Origin of the sequence: Thiohalorhabdus sp., from assembly GCF_036628635.1 — a bacterium.
Lineage (GTDB): Bacteria > Pseudomonadota > Gammaproteobacteria > Thiohalorhabdales > Thiohalorhabdaceae > Thiohalorhabdus.
On sequence record NZ_JAZKRM010000014.1, the window covers coordinates 21,128 to 37,145 of the forward strand.

Sequence of the window (16,018 nt, forward strand, 5' to 3'; positions counted from 1 at the left end):
GCGCTCAGTGCCCGGCGTCTGGGGCAGCCGCCTCGGGGGTGCGGGCATCGACCCCATCATCGCGGGGCCAGGACGAGACCCAGCTCAACGTCCTGCTCGACGGCGGCACCATCCGGGGCGGCTGCCCCAACCGCATGGACCCGCCCACCGCTTACGTGGCCCCGGAGACCTACGACGAGGTGACGGTTATCAAGGGCAGCCAGACGGTGGTCCACGGCGGCGGCGGCTCCGGCGGCACCGTGCTGTTCGAACGCGACACACCCAGTTTCGGCCCCGATGAGCGCCTGCGCGGCCAAGCCGGCGCGGGCTACCGCGCCAACGGCGATGCCAAAGAGGTCTTCGCCGACGTCGCCAGCGGCACCGCGAGCGGCTACGCCCGGCTCATCGGCAACTACTCGGATGCCAACAATTACACCGACGGCGACGGCGACGAGATGCGCTCCGCCTATACCCACAGGAGCGGCACCGCGCTGCTGGGCTACACCCCGAACGAGGCCACCCGCCTGGAGCTGGGCCTGGAGGCCTTCCGCGGCGACGATATCCTGTACGCCGGGCCCATGGACGCCCCGGAGATGGAAAACGACAGCGCCCGACTCACCTTCGAGCGCGACAAGGCCACCGGCTTTTTGGACGGACTCAAGGCGAACGCCTACTACAATGATGTCCACCACCTGATGGACAACTACTCGTTACGGGAGCCGGACATGATGCGCATGCAGGTGCCCTCGGATGCGATCACGTTCGGCGGCCGGCGCAGGGCGAGATCTACAGCGGCCCCTCCACCGCCTGGACCATGGGCATCGACTTCCAGGGCACCAACCGCCAGGCCCTTCGCTACTCGGACATGATGTCGAACCGAGTGGATTACGTGCAGTCGCTGATGTGGCCGGATGTCACGACCGCTGAAGCCGGGGCCTTCGTGGAGATGGACCACGATCTGACCAAACGCGACCGGCTTCGGGTAGGTTTGCGCTACGACCGGGTGGACGCCGACGCCGGCCGGGCCGAGGCGGCTTCAGACTTAGGGAGTACACCCTCAGAGCTTTACGACCAGTACTACGGTACCGAGGACGACGAGGCCAGCGAGGACAACGTCGGCGGCCTGGTTCGCTACGCCCGCGACCTCACCGACCGGTTCACCCTCCACGGCACGGTGAGCCGCAGCGTGCGCACCGCCGACGCCACCGAGCGCTTCATCGCCGCCGACAGCACCATGAAAAAGGATGCCTGGGTGGGCAATCCCGGCATCGAGCCCGAAAAGCACCACCAGGCCGAGCTGGGCACCACCTGGAATAGCGACACCGCCGAGGTCCAGGCCAGCGCCTACTACAACCGGGTGACCGACTACCTCCTCACCGACAAGATTACCGATGGCTCGGGCAACCCCGCCACTGGTTACCGCAACGTCGATGCCGCCCTCTACGGTGGCGAGCTTGAGGCCGACAGAACCCTCGGCCAGCACTGGCGGGCTCGCGCCACCGCGGCCTACGTCCATGGCACCAAAACCACCGACGACGACCCCTTGCCCCAGATGCCGCCGCTGGAGGCCACCGCCGGCCTTGACTACCGCGCGGCGACCTGGGAAGCGGGTGCCGAGGTGCGCATGGTGGACGAGCAGGACCGGGTGGACCTGGAAAGCGGCCAGGACGTCCAGGAGACGCCGGGCTATGCCGTGGTCAACCTCCACGGCGAGGTGCGCCTGCCGGCCCGGCTCAAGCTGCGCGCCGGTGTCGACAACCTGCTGGACAAGACCTATTCTGAGCACACCAATCGCAATGACAGCACCACCGGGGAGGCCATCCTGGTCAACGAGCCGGGGGGCTCGGTGTGGATGCGGTTGAGCGGCCGGTTCTAGCTTGGCCCATACAGCATGCAGGGACTGGCGCCTCGCTGCCTCGCGAGGAAGGCGCGCTACTGGCCCTCGTGGTTTCCGTGGTTTGCCGGCGGTCCGGTTAGCCGCTCTCGTCGGTAACAAACAGGGCCGCTGCCACGATGCGATCCTCGCTCATGAGGATGTTGTAGGTGCGGCAGGCGGCCGGTGTGTCCATTGCTTCCACGCCCACGCCGCCGTTGATCAGCGGGCCGGTAATGGCCGGATCGGGGAATTGCAGGCGATCGCCAGTGCCAAGCAGAAGGATCTCGACGCCCTCGTTGGCCAGCGGCTCCAGATGCCAAGCTTCCAGGTCGGCGTATCGACTCGGGAGCCAGCTATCCCACAAGCCGTTCTTGAAAACCAGCACGCTGTCGCTGTAGCGATCCTCGTTGATTCGCAGCTCGCCCGGGGCATAGCCCCGAACCAGATTGCCTTCGTCCGCCTGCATTTCGCGGAAATCCATGGTCGGCTCCCTCTGCGGTGGAATTTTCCGAAACGGAGCCCGGTGCTACCTCAATTCCCGGGTGGGGAATTTGACACTGAAACCGGCCGCTCAGTAAAGTTCTCTGGCTTATCCGCCCGGGCCGAACACCGTTCGGGGTCGGCGACCTAGTGGGCTCACCACGCCTTCGTCGGCGCGCCTTGCTCTGGACCGGCTCAGAACGCTCAAAATCCCTGCGCACTTCGGGGACGGGACACTAGAGCCGGCCCGCAAGCCGCTCCGTTCCCCTTCAGACCGGCAATATTGGGCCGAGGATCCCGAAACCCTTATGGATACCGATTTCTACCGCATGAAGCGCCTGCCGCCCTACGTGTTCGCCATCGTTAACGAGCGCAAGATGGCGGCGCGCAAAAGCGGGGTGGACGTGGTGGATTTCGGCATGGGTAATCCCGATCGGGCCACCCCCCAGCACATCGTGGACAAGCTGTGCGAGGCGGCGCAGCGCCCGGATACCCACCGTTATTCCGCCTCGCAGGGCATCCCGCGGCTGCGCAAGGCCCTGTGCCAGCGCTACAGCGACCGGTACGGGGTGGGGCTGGACCCCGAGGACGAGGCCATCGTTACCATCGGGTCCAAGGAGGGGTTATCGCACCTCCTTTTGGCCACCATCGGACCGGGCGACGTGGTTCTGGCACCCAACCCCACCTATCCCATCCATGCCTACGGCGTGGTCATCGCCGGGGGCGATCTGCGGTCGGTGGAGATCCACCCGGACATGGACGCCGATGCCTTCTTCAGCGAGCTGGAGCGGGCGGTTCGGGAGGGCTGGCCGAAACCCAAGATGCTGATCCTCAATTTTCCACACAACCCCACCACCACGGTGGTGGACCGGGCTTTTTTCGACAGGGTGGTGGCCTTCGCCAAGGAGCACAGCATCTGGGTGGTACACGACTTCGCCTACGCCGACCTTACCTTCGATGGTTACCGTGCGCCCAGCTTCTTGGAGTCACCCGGGGCCAAGGAAGTGGGTGTGGAGTTCTACAGCCTGTCCAAGAGCTTCAATATGCCCGGTTGGCGCGTGGGCTTCGCCGCCGGCAATTCGGACCTCATCAATGCCCTCAAGCGCATGAAAAGCTATTTGGACTACGGCATATTCACGCCCATCCAGGTGGCTTCCATTATCGCCCTCGAGGGTCCCCAGGATTGCGTCGAGGACAACCGGCGGGCCTATGAGTCGCGCCGCGACACCCTGGTGGAGGGCCTCAACGACGCTGGCTGGCCGGTGGCCAAGCCCCAGGCCTCGATGTTCGTGTGGGCACCCATCCCCGAGCCCTTCCGCCACATGGGCTCGCTGGAGTTCACCAAATTCCTGCTCGACGAGGCGGCGGTGGCCGTCTCCCCCGGCATCGGCTTCGGCGAGTACGGTGATAGCTACGTCCGGTTCGGTCTGGTAGAGAACGAGCACCGGACCCGCCAGGCCATCCGCAACATCCGCCGCCTCATGCGTACTCACGCACCGGCGGCCGTCGGTTCCGATCAAAGCTGAGAAGGGAGTTGGGAGTGGACCCTGTACGCATTGGCATACTGGGACTGGGCACCGTGGGCGGCGGCACGGTAAGCCTGCTGCGACGCAACGCCGAATCCCTCCAACGGCGCCTGGGCCGGCCCCTCAAAGTCAGCCGGGTGGCGGTAAACGATCCCAACAAGCCCCGTTCTGTGGAGCTTGAAGGCATCGATGTTACCACCGACGCCGAGGCCGTGTGCACCGACCCCGAGGTGGACATCGTGGTAGAGCTGGTGGGTGGGGTGGACAACGCCGAGCCCCTGGTTCGCAAGGCCCTGAACAGCGGCAAGCCGGTGGTTACCGCCAACAAGGCCCTGCTCGCCGAGCGCGGCAACGAGCTGTTCCGCTATGCCGGCGAGCAGGGCGTGGACCTGGCCTTCGAGGCCGCCGTGGCCGGCGGCATCCCCATCATCAAAGCCCTGCGCGAAGGCCTGGCTGGCAACCGCATCCAGAGCGTGCATGCCATCGCCAACGGTACCGCCAACTACATCCTGTCGCGCATGCGGACCGAGGCCATGGCCTTCGATGACGCCCTCACCGAGGCTCAGGAACTGGGCTACGCCGAGCTCGATCCTACCTTCGATGTGGACGGCATTGACGCCGCTCACAAGCTCGCTCTGATCGCGGCGGTGGCCTTCGGTGCCCCTATCAACTACGAGGCCCTGACCATCGAGGGCATTCGCCCCATCACGGCGGAGGATATCGCCTTCGCCGACGAGATGGGCTATCGCATCAAGCTGCTGGCCATTACCAAGCATGGCCCTGACGGCGGCATCGAGCTGCGGGTGCAGCCGGCGCTGGTGCGGACCGACACTATGCTCGCCAGCGTTGAGGGGGTTTTCAATGCGGTGCAGGTGATCGGCGACGCCGTTGGGCCCACCCTATACTATGGCCCCGGGGCCGGCGCCGATCCCACCGCCTCAGCGGTGGTTGGCGACTTGGTAGACGTGGCTCGGACCCTGGGGGCCCCGCCGCAGTACCGGGTTCCCTACCTGGGCTTCCACGCCGAGGGTATGCAGGAGCCTCGCTGGGCGCCCATCGAGGAGGTGGAGACCGAATACTACCTGCGCCTGCAGGCCCAGGATCAGCCGGGTGTTCTCGCCCAGGTCACCCGGATCCTTGCCGAGGAGGGCATTTCCATCGAAGCCATGCGGCAGAAGGAGCCCCGCCCCGAGGCCTCGGATGTGCCCGTGGTGCTGCTAACCCATACCACCCGAGAGCGCGCCATGCGCCGCGCCCTGGACGCCATCGACCGGCTCGATGTGATCAACGGGCCCAGCCAGATGATCCGCCTTGAAGAGGTCGAGGAGTGACTGCCAGCACCCGCTATACGGGTCTGATCCAGCACTACGGGGACCGCCTGCCCATCGACGACCCCGCCGACGCCGTCAGCCTGGGCGAGGGTCGGACGCCGCTGATCCGAACCTACAACCTGCCCCGTCGGCTTGGCTTCTCCGGCGAGATCTACCTCAAGTTCGAGGGGCTCAATCCGACCGGCTCGTTCAAGGACCGCGGCATGACCGTGGCCGTAACCAAGGCCTTCGAGGAGGGCTCGCGGGCAGTGGTGTGCGCCTCTACCGGGAATACCTCGGCCTCCGCCGCGGCCTATGCCGCGCGTGCCGGCATGACCGCCTTCGTCATCATCCCCGAGGGCAAGATCGCCCTGGGCAAGCTGTCCCAGGCCATGATGCACGGCGCCAAAGTGATCCAGATCCGCGGCAACTTCGACGAGGCCATGGAGATTGTGCGCGAGCTGGCTGAGGATTACCCCATCACCTTGGTGAACTCGGTCAATCCCTACCGCCTTCAAGGGCAGAAAACGGCGGCCTACGAGGTGGTCAAGGATCTGGGGCGCGCCCCCGACTTCCACGCTTTGCCGGTGGGGAATGCGGGCAATATCACCGCCTACTGGCTTGGCTACAGCGAATACGCCTGCCCGGCGGGCGAGCGCCCTACCGAGGCCTGTGCCTTCTGCGGGGGCGAGTGCCCCTACACCGGCGCACCGCTGACCGATTCCCGGCCCAAGATGCTGGGCTTCCAGTCCACCGGCTCGGCGCCCATCATCGAAGGCCACCGAGTCGAGAGCCCGGATACCGTGGCCACCGCCATCCGCATCGGCAACCCGGCTTCCTGGGAGAGCGCCCTGCGCGTGAAGGAGGAATCCGGCGGCTGGTTCGACGCCGTCAGCGACGCGGACATTCTGGAGGCACAGAAGCTGCTGGCCGCCACCGACGGGGTGTTCTGCGAGCCGGCCTCGGCCGCCTCCGTGGCCGGTGTGGTCACCGAGATCATCAACGGCGAGATCCCCGATGGATCCACCGTGGTTTGCACGCTTACCGGGCATGGGCTCAAGGATCCGGACACCGCCATCCAGCAGAGCGAGCAGCCCTACACCGTGGACGCTACCGAGGCGTCGGTGGAGGGCATTATCCAGCAATTCCTCTAGTAGCAGCCCGGCTCCGCCGGGCGAGCCGTTGGCGGCTCGAGGTGCCGGAATCGAAACCTCGCCCGATGAATCGGGCTCCTACGGGGTCGGATCCCGGCGGCGTTGGTAAGAGCCCGGCTTTTACCTTTTCGTGCGAAGGCTTAGACAGGATCCAGAATGGATTTGGACCTTCGGTTTTCCTCTGTGCCTTCCCCGCCTCTGCGGTGTTAGGCCGGAATTGAAATCTCCTCCTACGCCCGAGCTGGTCCTCCTGATCCGGGGAGGCGCTGATCACCCGCAGGATCTGCTGGGCGGGCGCACTCCTCTGGATTACGCCGAACTGCCAGGCTTGCGTGCCCTTTCCCGCCGGGGCCGGCCGCACCCCTTTAATGTGGCGCCTTCCGGACACGCTGGCCATGGCGGTGGCGACCTCTTCGCTGCCTTCGGGGTAACGGCGGAGCCGGGCGAGGATCTGCCCGTAGCTGCGGTTACTTGGCACGGCACGGGCGAAACGGCGGGGATCATGGCTATCCACGCCGATCCCGTCCGCATGGCCGTCTCCTACGAAGCTACGGTGGTCATGGACCCGGACGAACTAGCTCTGACCCGCGATGAGGCCGAGGCCCTGGTGGCCACCCTCAATGAACAGCTTTTCGCCGGCACGGGGGCGTATCTGGCCGTGGTAAGTCCCGGGCGATGGGTACTGCACCTGGAGGCCCGTCCGGACATCCGTACGGTGCCCTTGGAAGGCTGGATCGGGGCGGATGCCAGTGGGGGATTGCCCGAAGGTCCCCAGCGCGGGGAATGGCATCGGCTGATCAACGAGGCCCAGATGGTGCTGGCCGCGCATCCGGTGAATGAAGACCGTCGCCGGGAAGGGAGGTCGGAGGTGAACTCCCTTTGGTTCTGGGGAGGCGGTGCCCTACCGGCGGCCGGTTCGCCGGGCTGGCAGGCCGTATGGGGTGAGGCGCCGGAGCTAACCGGCCTAGCCCGGCTGACCGGAGTGCCCGAGCGCGGGCCGGTGACGGATTTCGGGGAGATGGTGGCCGAGGCCGCCGGGGACGGCCCCATCCTCGCGGTGGCGGATACCCCCAGAGTCGCCGGGGCCCGAGGGGACCTTGGGGCCAAGGTCGACGCGCTGGAAGACCTCGATCGGGAGTGGCTTGGTCCCCTGGAGGCGGCCCTTGCTAGTCGGCAGCTGGCTGCTGCTTGGGTCATCCTGGGGCCAGAAGCGCCCACCGGCACCCGGGCCGCCGAGCCGGTACCGGCGGCGCCTGCCCTGGCGTGTCGCGGTGGCCGGGTGTGGCCCTGGAGCCGACCGAAGCCTGTTAACGAATCCCTTGCCGCCGGGCGGACCGTAGGCTGGGCGGATCTGCTGGGAGACGGACCATGACCGGACAGCGTGCCCGCGAATGGGTACCGCGCCCTCGCAACCCGGAGGCCGAGCAGCGCTTGGTGGATGCCGGTATCGATCCCCTGCTCGCCCGGCTCTACGCTGCCCGCGGCATCACCCAACCGGATCAGCTGGAACGCCGTGCCGAGGCCCTGGAGCGCCCGGACGGCCTCCTCGGCCTGGACGCCGCGGTGGCCGTTCTGGCGGGGGCACTGGCCCGCGGCGAACGGATCTGCATCGTGGGCGATTTCGACTGCGACGGCGCCACCAGCACTGCCGTGGCGGTCAATACCCTGCGCGCCATGGGCGCGGAGGTTACCTACGTGGTACCCGATCGTTTCCGCTTCGGCTATGGCCTGACACCCGGAATCGTCGCCGCAGCCTACGAGCAACTCGTCCCGGATGTGCTGGTCACCGTGGACAACGGCATATCCAGCAGCGAGGGGGTAGCTGCCGCCCACGAGCGCGGCCTGCGCGTGGTGGTCACCGATCACCACCTGGCCCCCGCCGAGCTGCCGCCAGCCGACGCCATCGTCAATCCCAACCAGCCCGGCTGCCCCTTTGCCGGCAAGTCCAGCGCCGGGGTGGGTGTGGTGTTCTACGTCATGGCCGCTCTCCGGACGCATCTCCGCAACGAGGGCTGGTTTGCGGCCCGAGGGCTGGACGAGCCCAACCTGAGCGCGCTGCTGGACCTAGTGGCGGTGGGCACGGTGGCCGATGTGGTGCCACTGGACCGTAACAACCGCATCCTGGTCCACCAGGGCTTGGCCCGCATTCAGGCCGGTTGCATGCGGCCAGGTATTCGCGCCCTGGTGGAGGTAGCCGGACGCGATCCCGGTCAGCTCAAGGCCGGTGACCTGGGCTTCATCGTCGGTCCCCGGCTCAACGCCGCCGGCCGGCTGGAGGACATGAGCCTCGGCATCCGCTGCCTCCTAGCCGAGGACACCGAAACGGCAAAGGGGCTGGCGAGCGAGCTGGACGGCCTGAACCACCAGCGTCGGTCGCTGGAAGCGGACATGCACGACGACGCGGTGGGGGCACTTGCCGAGGACCCGGATCTGGCCGACCGTTTCGGCATTTGTCTCTACCGTGAGGACTGGCACCAGGGCGTGGTGGGTCTGGTGGCCTCTCGCATCAAGGAGCGCCTCCATCGGCCAGTGATCGCCTTCGCCCAGGGTGAGGGCGCCACCTTGAAGGGCTCGGGGCGCTCGGTGCCGGGGGTGCATATCCGTGACGTCCTGGATGCCGTGGCAACCCGCAACGACGGGCTGCTAACCCGCTTCGGCGGTCACGCCATGGCGGCGGGGCTATCGTTGAAGCCGGAAAACCTGGCCGCTTTCCAGGAGGCCTTCGACCGGGCGGTGCGTGACCTGGCCGCGCCCGAGGCCTTGACCCCACGGTTGGAGACCGACGGCGAGCTGGCCGCCGACGAGATCAACTTGGCCAAGGCCGAGCTACTGGCCAGCGGCGGGCCCTGGGGCACAGGCTTTCCCGATCCCGTATTCCAGGGGCGGTTCCGGGTGGCCCGGCACCAGGTGGTGGGGGCCAACCACCTCAAGCTGGGGCTGGTTCCCGAGGGCGGGGACTTCGAGATCGACGCCATTCACTTCCGTGGCGCTCCCGAAGGCGAGTCGGCGGCCATGGACGCAGTGGAGCTGGCCTACCGCCTGGAGGTTAACGAGTTCCGGGGCCGCCGCGGCGTGCAGCTGGTAGTGGAGGAGCGGCGAAGCCCGGTGGATTAGCTCCGCGGCGGGTATTCGAGAGGATTGCCCTCCAGGTTCTTTTCGTAGGGAAACCGGACATGGCCGTAGCGGATGGCCAATACCGCCAAGGCCAGAATCAGGACCGCACCGGACACGGCAACCAGCTCCCAGTTGCCCATCTCCTTGATGTCCAGTACCAGAAAGCGGGCTAGGGCGACGATGGCGATGTAGATGGGCATACGGACCGGCAGCTTGTGGGACTCCACGTAGGCCGCCACCATGGTCAGCACCTCCAGATACAGGAAAAGCATCAGGAGGTCGGCCAGGCGGACGACGCCGAGCTCCACCATGGCGTAAACCTCCTGGCCAATGGCAATCACCGTGGCCACTCCGATGACCGCGAGCACCACCAGCTCCACCGCTCGCATGAGCTGTTTGCCCGTCCGCTGCGCCCTGTTCATCCGGTTACCCTGCATTAGGGCCTGTGCCCCCATTTTTGGCAGGAAGTGTATCGGCCAGGCTGGCCAGCGGCTAGGACGAGCTAGCGCCGCGGCCAGTTCTCGGCATGGGGGCCGCATTCCTCGCACTGGACCTGGGTGAAGAACACCCACTCCAGCAGGTCATTATGGTCCGGAGCCCGGGCCGCGGTGCCCTGGACGCGGGTGAATAGCTCGCCGTAGCTGTCCAGGATCAAAATGGCCGGCCGCTGGTCGGCGAGGTTGGCCGCAGTGGCACCAGCCTTGTCCCGCAGGGCGGGGAAGGGCAGTTCCGGGGGCGGTGGCGCGGTTCCGAGGGCCAGGACCTCGGCGCCGAGGCGGCGGTAGGCCGGGTAGTGCCGGGCGAAGCCGGTCAAGAGGGTCTCGTCGCCATCGCGCCATAGCACCAGCACCACCGGCCGTCGCTGCTTGAACCGCCAGAGGGTTGTCTCTTTCTGGGATTGGTCGGGGAGCCGAAAGTTTGGGACAACCTCGCCCGGCACAATCGTTGGCATTGAATCCTCCTCCCGGCGGCAGAGCTGGGGCTGGCATAATTGTTTTGAGCGGGCTTGGCGGTCCGGGGTTCCTGCCCGCCTCGGTGCTCCCCGAGCGGATTCGTTCCGGCGGGCAGGGCGCATCGGGGTCTCTTGGAAGGCGGCAGTCACGGCTCCAGCGCGCCCGTAAGAGCCCAATTTATGGGGCGAACCGTCGGTTCGGGCGACCCGATCGGCCAATGGCTCCCCCGGCGGAGCGGGCCCCTACGACCCCCTGGTTCAGGGGGGATGGTCCGGACCCACCTCGGGCTGTTCAGGGTAGTGGGAATTCCGGGCGGCGCAAATCTGTCCCGCCGAGGCTTCGCCGGGCTGGACAAAACCGGGTAAGATCAGGATAAATAGAGGCTGAAAGTTTGTTCGGCAGGGCAAAGGGGACACGGCATGAAGCGTAATGACATGGATCCGCTCAGCCTGCCGGGAGGGGCCGAGCGCGGCTCGGATGGGGCGGCCTTGCCGGAGCAGGGCGGACAGCGGGTGCTAACCCCGGAACGCTGGCTGGTCCGCAAGCTTCTGGACACCGTGGGCAGCCCGCCCATCGCCTTGACGTTGTGGGACGGCCAGCCCTTGGAGCCGGAGCCGGCGGATCCGGTCGCTCGGGTCCGCGTGCGCGATCGCCGCGCCTTCTACCGGTTGCTCCGCCACCCGGATCTGCATTTCGGGGACGACTACGCCGCCGGACGCATCCAGGTAGAGGGGGATCTGGTTGCTTTCCTGACTACGGTGGACCGCTATCGCCAGGCCCGCAACGGCTACGGCGGAGGCCGACCCGGGCTTACCGCCCGCCTCCATCGGGCCCGGCACAACACCCTGGAAGGGTCCCAGCACAACGTCCATCACCACTACGACCTGGGCAACGACTTCTACGCCCTCTGGCTCGACGAGGAGATGGTCTATACCTGCGCCTACTTCCCGCATTGGGAGGCCAGCCTGGAGGAGGCGCAGCGCGCCAAGATGGACCACGTCGCCCGCAAGCTTCAGCTGAGCCCGGGGGATACGGTGGTGGAGGCAGGCTGTGGCTGGGGCTCCCTGGCCCGGCACTTCGCGCGCGAATACGGCTGCCACGTGCGCGCCTTCAACCTCTCCAGCGAGCAGATCGCCTACGCCCGGGAGCGGGCGGAGCAGGAGGGCCTCTCCGACCGGATCGAGTACGTCCAGGACGACTATCGCAACGTCACCGGCACCTATGACGCCTTCGTCTCGGTGGGCATGCTGGAGCACGTGGGGACGGACCACTACCGGGACCTGGGCGAGGTCATTGACCGTACCCTCACTGACAACGGTCGCGCCCTGGTCCACTCCATCGGCCGCAACCGGCCCATGGGGCCCATGAACCCTTGGATCGAGCGCCGCATCTTCCCCGGCGCCTATCCGCCGGCCCTGTCGGAGATGACCGAGATCTTCGAGCCCATGGCCTTCTCCATCCAGGATGTGGAGAATCTGCGCCTGCACTACGACCGGACCCTGCAGCACTGGCTGGAGCGCTTCGGCCGCAGCGAGGAGGCGGTCAGGGACCGCTTCGGGGACTCCTTCCTGCGTGCCTGGCGGCTCTACCTGTCGGGCTCCATCGCGGCCTTCCGGGCCGGGACCCTGCAGCTGTTCCAGCTGGTCTTCACCCGGCCCACGGACAATGACCTGCCCTTGACCCGGGACTACCTCTACGGCGGCGGGGGCGGCTGAGCCGTGGCCGAGGCGGTCCTGGCCATCGACCAGGGCACCACCGGCAGCACGGCGCTGGTCTTCGACCACCAAGGCGGCGTCCGGGGCCGGGGCTACAGCGAGCTGCCCCAGTCCTACCCCAATCCGGGCTGGGTGGAGCACGACCCCGAGGCCATCTGGGGCACCAGCCTGGAGGTCATGACGGCGGCCCTGGCCGACGCCGGGCTGGCGGCGGCGGACCTGGCCGCCATCGGCATCACCAACCAGCGCGAGACCACGGTGGTTTGGGATCGCGCCACCGGTGAGCCGGTCCACCCTGCCATCGTCTGGCAGAGCCGCCAGACCGCCGAGCTGTGCGACCGGCTGCGGGCAGACGGCTGGGAGCCGCTGTTCCGGGAGCGGACCGGCCTGCTGCTGGACGCCTACTTTTCCGGCACCAAGATCCGCTGGATCCTCGACCGTTACCCCGAGGCCCGCCGCAAGGCGGAGCAGGGTGAGGTCCTGTTTGGTACCGTGGATAGCTGGATGCTGTGGCGTTTCACCGGCGGCGCAGTCCATGCCACCGAGCCCACCAACGCCTCCCGCACCCTGCTGTTCAACATCCATCAGCGCTGCTGGGACTCCGGTCTTCTCGAGGTGCTGGACATCCCCGAGGCCATGCTGCCGGAGGTTCGCACCAGCGCCGGGCGCTTCGGCGAAACCGCAGCCATCGACGGCCTGGCTCCGGGCATCCCGGTGGCGGGTATGGCCGGGGATCAGCAGGCGGCGCTTTACGCCCAGCAGTGCTGGCAGCCGGGGGAGGCCAAGAACACCTACGGCACGGGCTCATTCGTGCTCATGAACATGGGTGATGCCCACCCCATCAGCGAAAACGGCCTGCTCACCACCCTGTGCTGCGATGCCTTTGGGGGCCCTGCCTACGCCCTGGAGGGCGCCATCTTCGTCACCGGGGCGTCGGTGCAGTGGCTGCGCGACGGCCTGGGCATCATCGAAAGCGCCGCCGAGACCGAGGCCCTGGCGCGGGAACTGGCCGGTAACGACGGGGTCTATCTGGTTCCCGCCTTCGCCGGGCTGGGGGCGCCTTACTGGGACATGGGCGCCCGCGGCACCCTGGTGGGCATGACCCGCGGCACCGGGCGGGCCCATCTGGCGCGGGCGGCCCTGGAGGCCATGGCCTACCAGACCCGGGATGTGGTGGAGGCCATGAACCGGGACAGCGCTACCCCCATCGCCGAGCTGCGGGTGGACGGCGGCGGCGCCAATAACGACTGGCTCCTGCAGTTCCAGGCGGATCAGCTGGGGGTGGCTGTCGAGCGGCCCCGGCAGGTGGAGACCACCGCCGCGGGAAGTGCCTTCCTGGCAGGCCTGGCCGAGGGCTTCTGGTCTCATCCCGAGGAGATGCGCCAGGCGCGCGAGCGGGACCGGCTTTTCGCGCCGACCATGGATGCGTCCGAACGGGACCGCCTGTATAGCGGCTGGCGGGACGCGGTCGTGCGCAGCCGGTCGGGTGAATGAGGCGGGAATGGATACGGTCAAGGCGACGCCGTTATCCGCAGATGACGCGGATGAAGCCGGGGATTAAGGGTCTCAGGCGGATTTCTCTGGGCCTTTTTTGCCGGGCTAGGCGCATCAAGGTGGTTTGGAAGACGGCAGCCACCACGACAGCCCAACGTAGGAGCCCGATTTATCGGGTTCCCCGACCTAGGGGAAGCGGTCCAGATTCAGATTTTTTCGCCTGCGCCATTTGCGCATACCGACCACTTTTAACGTATCACTCTTCACTGGAGATACCGTGTCCGAGCTCCACTACCTGGCTTTCGGCTCCAACCTCCACCCCTTTCGCCTAGGGGAGCGCGTGCCTTCGGCCCGCCTGCTGGGGCGAGTGGAGCTAACGGGCTACCGCCTAGCCTTCCACAAGCTCGGAGCCGACGGCTCGGGCAAGGGCAATCTGGTCCATACCGGGCGGGAATCGGACATTGCGGTGGGGGCGCTCTTCGAGATGGCCGGCGATGAGAAGCCTAAACTGGACGCCGTCGAGGGCGCAGGTTACCGCGACGACACCCTGGCGATCCATTTCAAGGGCAAGCCGTACGATGCCTTCGTCTACATCGGCGAAGCCCCCTACATCGACCCGGATCTGCGGCCCTACGACTGGTACCGGGACCTGTCCTGGCACGGGGCCCGGTTCAACGGCGCATCCAGCCCCTATCTGGCGCAGATCGCCGCAGTGGAGGCGGCCGAGGATTCCGATCCCGAGCGGCGGCAGCGCAATCGGGCCCTGGTGGAGCGGATCCAGAAGGCCGGTTCCCGATAACAAGGGGTTTGAAGGAGGGGTTACCGGCCCCGACCGGGTTCGACTACCATTTCCTCATGGCTGAGGCCCGCCCCTGCAGTAATGGGTCCTTGTCCGGACCATGGCTGAAGCATCGGGGGTAATCAGGGATCGGTAAGCCAGACAAGCTGGATCCTCCCATCGAAAGGCCCTGGCGTTTGCCGGGGCCTTTCTCATGGGGGCTCAGTCCCCCAGCTCCCTTTCCAGCACGTGCTGGTACTCCCGGATTCGGCGCACATAGCGCACAGGCTCGGTGCCGCGGGCGTAGCCGTATTTCAGGTTGCGGTAGTATTCCTTTTGGGCCAGCAGCGGCAAAACCTGCTTCAGATCGCCCCAGTGGTGGGGGCTGAGGTCTTTCTGGCGCGCCAGGGACTGCGCGTCGTGCAGATGGGCACGGCCGACGTTGTAGGCGGCCAGGGCCAGCCAGGTCCGGTCGGGCTCGGTGACCTCTTCGGTGAAGCGCTTTCTCATCTTGGCCATGTATTTGGCCCCACCGGAGATGCTCTGACGCGCATCCAGGCGGTTGTCGATCCCCAGTGAGCGCGCCGTCGACAGGGTTAGCATCATGATGCCGCGCACCCCGGTGGGGCTGCGGGCGTCGGCCTGCCAATAGGACTCCTGATAGCCCTGAGCGGCCAGCAGGGTGAAGGGCAGGTCGTATTTCTGTGCGGCTTGCCGGAAGTAGCCCCTGTACTGTGGAAATCGTTGATCAATGCGTCGGATCAAGGTGCGGGTATCGACGTAGTCGAATTTTTTGAAGAAGCCGTAGTGCTTCTCCAGGTGGTTTGCCAGCTTACCGCTGGTACGATAACTCTGCAGCCAGTCGGCGATGGCCGCCTCCAGCTCCGCGCTGGGGCCGGGCAGGGCCCATGCTAGGTTCTGCTCGCGCGACAGGTTGAAGGGGGTGATCAGCTCGGGATAGTAGCGCCGGTTGATATCCGTAATGGTGGAATCGGCCACCGTGCAGTCGATCTGGCGCTCCCAGACCTGGCGCAGGAGGGTCTCGGTGCTGGTCTCCGAGGCGGTTTCCCATTCCAGATCGGGATGGCCGTCGTTCTTGAGCTCCCGCAACCGTTCGACGTAGCTGCTGCCCTCGGTTACCCGCAGGTCCAGGCCGACCAGCTCCTCGACGCTCTCCGGCTGCACATTGTCCCGGCGGCAGACCACCTGCTGGGTGACGCCCTGGTAGCTCGGCCCGAAGCGGAATCTTTCCAGCCGCTGATCGGTGGCGGTCAGGCCGGCCGCTACCAGGTCGCCTTCGCCGTTCTCCAGGCTGTCGAGTAGGGCAGTGAGGCTGGGACGAAGCTCGAACGCCACATCGACGCCGAGCGAGTCAGCGAACGCCGTTACCAGGTCGTACTCGGGCCCCGCCGGCTGGCCCTCGCGGTTGATGTAGTAGGTTGTGGGGGCGTTGCGGGTGAGAACCACCAGCTTGCCCGAGTCCTTGATCTCGGTGAGCGAGCGGGGCTCGGCCTGGTCCGGGTTGGAGGGGCCGGTATCGCAGCCGGTCAGGGCAAGTAGGGCGGCTAAGAGCCAGAAGGTTTGGAAAATCAAGGGGGCCTCCAGGGTGGGAGTTCGCCAGTAAGAATAGCCGAAAAGG

Annotated in this window: 14 protein-coding genes; 10 read left to right on the forward strand and 4 right to left on the reverse strand. The window is 66.8% G+C overall.

The window, feature by feature from the left end; translation table 11 throughout:
• Nucleotides 1-38 precede the first annotated feature (38 nt).
• Nucleotides 39-848 (forward strand): TonB-dependent receptor plug domain-containing protein, encoded by an 810-nt coding sequence (locus V5A19_RS06440; RefSeq protein WP_332318339.1) that lies wholly within the window; start codon nucleotides 39-41, stop codon nucleotides 846-848.
• Entirely contained in the window at nucleotides 794-1,855 is a 1,062-nt protein-coding gene (locus V5A19_RS06445) for a TonB-dependent receptor (RefSeq protein WP_332318338.1), read from the forward strand. Before V5A19_RS06440 ends, V5A19_RS06445 begins: the two co-directional genes overlap by 55 nt.
• A 97-nt stretch (nucleotides 1,856-1,952) precedes the next feature.
• Here V5A19_RS06445 and V5A19_RS06450 read toward each other — a convergent pair whose 3' ends face one another.
• Nucleotides 1,953-2,336: an Mth938-like domain-containing protein gene (locus tag V5A19_RS06450; RefSeq protein WP_332318337.1), complete on the reverse strand. Its 384-nt coding sequence runs from the start codon at nucleotides 2,334-2,336 to the stop codon at nucleotides 1,953-1,955.
• A gap of 307 nt (nucleotides 2,337-2,643) precedes the next feature.
• Here V5A19_RS06450 and alaC point away from each other — a divergent pair, with 307 nt between their 5' ends.
• The 5 genes from alaC to recJ all read left to right on the forward strand — a co-directional run bounded on the left by alaC (nucleotide 2,644) and on the right by recJ (nucleotide 9,439).
• Entirely contained in the window at nucleotides 2,644-3,861 is a 1,218-nt protein-coding gene (gene alaC / locus V5A19_RS06455) for an alanine transaminase (RefSeq protein ID WP_332318336.1), read from the forward strand.
• A gap of 14 nt (nucleotides 3,862-3,875) precedes the next feature.
• A complete protein-coding gene (locus tag V5A19_RS06460) occupies nucleotides 3,876-5,192 on the forward strand; it encodes a homoserine dehydrogenase (RefSeq protein WP_332318335.1) in 1,317 nt (438 codons plus the stop codon).
• Nucleotides 5,189-6,325 carry a threonine synthase gene (gene thrC, locus V5A19_RS06465; protein ID WP_332318334.1) on the forward strand — a complete coding sequence of 379 codons (1,137 nt, stop codon included), beginning with the start codon at nucleotides 5,189-5,191 and terminating at the stop codon, nucleotides 6,323-6,325. Before V5A19_RS06460 ends, thrC begins: the two co-directional genes overlap by 4 nt.
• 217 nt (nucleotides 6,326-6,542) lie before the next feature.
• Nucleotides 6,543-7,697 (forward strand): hypothetical protein, encoded by a 1,155-nt coding sequence (locus V5A19_RS06470; RefSeq protein ID WP_332318333.1) that lies wholly within the window; start codon nucleotides 6,543-6,545, stop codon nucleotides 7,695-7,697.
• Nucleotides 7,694-9,439, forward strand: coding sequence for a single-stranded-DNA-specific exonuclease RecJ (recJ, locus tag V5A19_RS06475; protein WP_332318332.1), 1,746 nt, complete (start codon nucleotides 7,694-7,696; stop codon nucleotides 9,437-9,439). Before V5A19_RS06470 ends, recJ begins: the two co-directional genes overlap by 4 nt.
• On the opposite strand, the gene V5A19_RS06480 is transcribed toward recJ, so the two are convergent.
• Nucleotides 9,436-9,861 (reverse strand): phosphate-starvation-inducible protein PsiE, encoded by a 426-nt coding sequence (locus tag V5A19_RS06480; RefSeq protein WP_332318331.1) that lies wholly within the window; start codon nucleotides 9,859-9,861, stop codon nucleotides 9,436-9,438. The two genes, recJ and V5A19_RS06480, sit on opposite strands and share 4 nt — an antisense overlap.
• Before the next feature lie 80 nt (nucleotides 9,862-9,941).
• A complete protein-coding gene (locus tag V5A19_RS06485) occupies nucleotides 9,942-10,391 on the reverse strand; it encodes a hypothetical protein (RefSeq protein ID WP_332318330.1) in 450 nt (149 codons plus the stop codon).
• A 420-nt stretch (nucleotides 10,392-10,811) separates the two neighbouring features.
• On the opposite strand from V5A19_RS06485, the gene V5A19_RS06490 reads away from it, so the two are divergent.
• The 3 genes from V5A19_RS06490 to V5A19_RS06500 all read left to right on the forward strand — a co-directional run bounded on the left by V5A19_RS06490 (nucleotide 10,812) and on the right by V5A19_RS06500 (nucleotide 14,400).
• Nucleotides 10,812-12,107 carry a cyclopropane-fatty-acyl-phospholipid synthase family protein gene (locus V5A19_RS06490; RefSeq protein WP_332318329.1) on the forward strand — a complete coding sequence of 432 codons (1,296 nt, stop codon included), beginning with the start codon at nucleotides 10,812-10,814 and terminating at the stop codon, nucleotides 12,105-12,107.
• Nucleotides 12,108-12,110: 3 nt separating this feature from the next.
• Entirely contained in the window at nucleotides 12,111-13,601 is a 1,491-nt protein-coding gene (gene glpK / locus V5A19_RS06495) for a glycerol kinase GlpK (RefSeq protein ID WP_332318328.1), read from the forward strand.
• A gap of 277 nt (nucleotides 13,602-13,878) precedes the next feature.
• Nucleotides 13,879-14,400 carry a gamma-glutamylcyclotransferase family protein gene (locus V5A19_RS06500; RefSeq protein ID WP_332318326.1) on the forward strand — a complete coding sequence of 174 codons (522 nt, stop codon included), beginning with the start codon at nucleotides 13,879-13,881 and terminating at the stop codon, nucleotides 14,398-14,400.
• Nucleotides 14,401-14,601: 201 nt separating this feature from the next.
• Here V5A19_RS06500 and mltF read toward each other — a convergent pair whose 3' ends face one another.
• Nucleotides 14,602-15,972, reverse strand: a complete 1,371-nt coding sequence (gene mltF, locus V5A19_RS06505; protein WP_332318325.1) for a membrane-bound lytic murein transglycosylase MltF — start codon at nucleotides 15,970-15,972, stop codon at nucleotides 14,602-14,604.
• Between the last annotated feature and the right edge of the window lie 46 nt (nucleotides 15,973-16,018).

Coding starts and splice junctions, on each gene's coding strand:
- V5A19_RS06450 (WP_332318337.1), bottom strand. CDS start 2,336: ATGGATTTCCGCGAAATGCAGGCGGACGAAGGCAATCTGGTTCGGGGC.
- alaC (WP_332318336.1), top strand. CDS start 2,644: ATGGATACCGATTTCTACCGCATGAAGCGCCTGCCGCCCTACGTGTTC.
- V5A19_RS06490 (WP_332318329.1), top strand. CDS start 10,812: ATGAAGCGTAATGACATGGATCCGCTCAGCCTGCCGGGAGGGGCCGAG.
- V5A19_RS06445 (WP_332318338.1), top strand. CDS start 794: ATGGGCATCGACTTCCAGGGCACCAACCGCCAGGCCCTTCGCTACTCG.
- V5A19_RS06485 (WP_332318330.1), bottom strand. CDS start 10,391: ATGCCAACGATTGTGCCGGGCGAGGTTGTCCCAAACTTTCGGCTCCCC.
- V5A19_RS06480 (WP_332318331.1), bottom strand. CDS start 9,861: ATGAACAGGGCGCAGCGGACGGGCAAACAGCTCATGCGAGCGGTGGAG.
- recJ (WP_332318332.1), top strand. CDS start 7,694: ATGACCGGACAGCGTGCCCGCGAATGGGTACCGCGCCCTCGCAACCCG.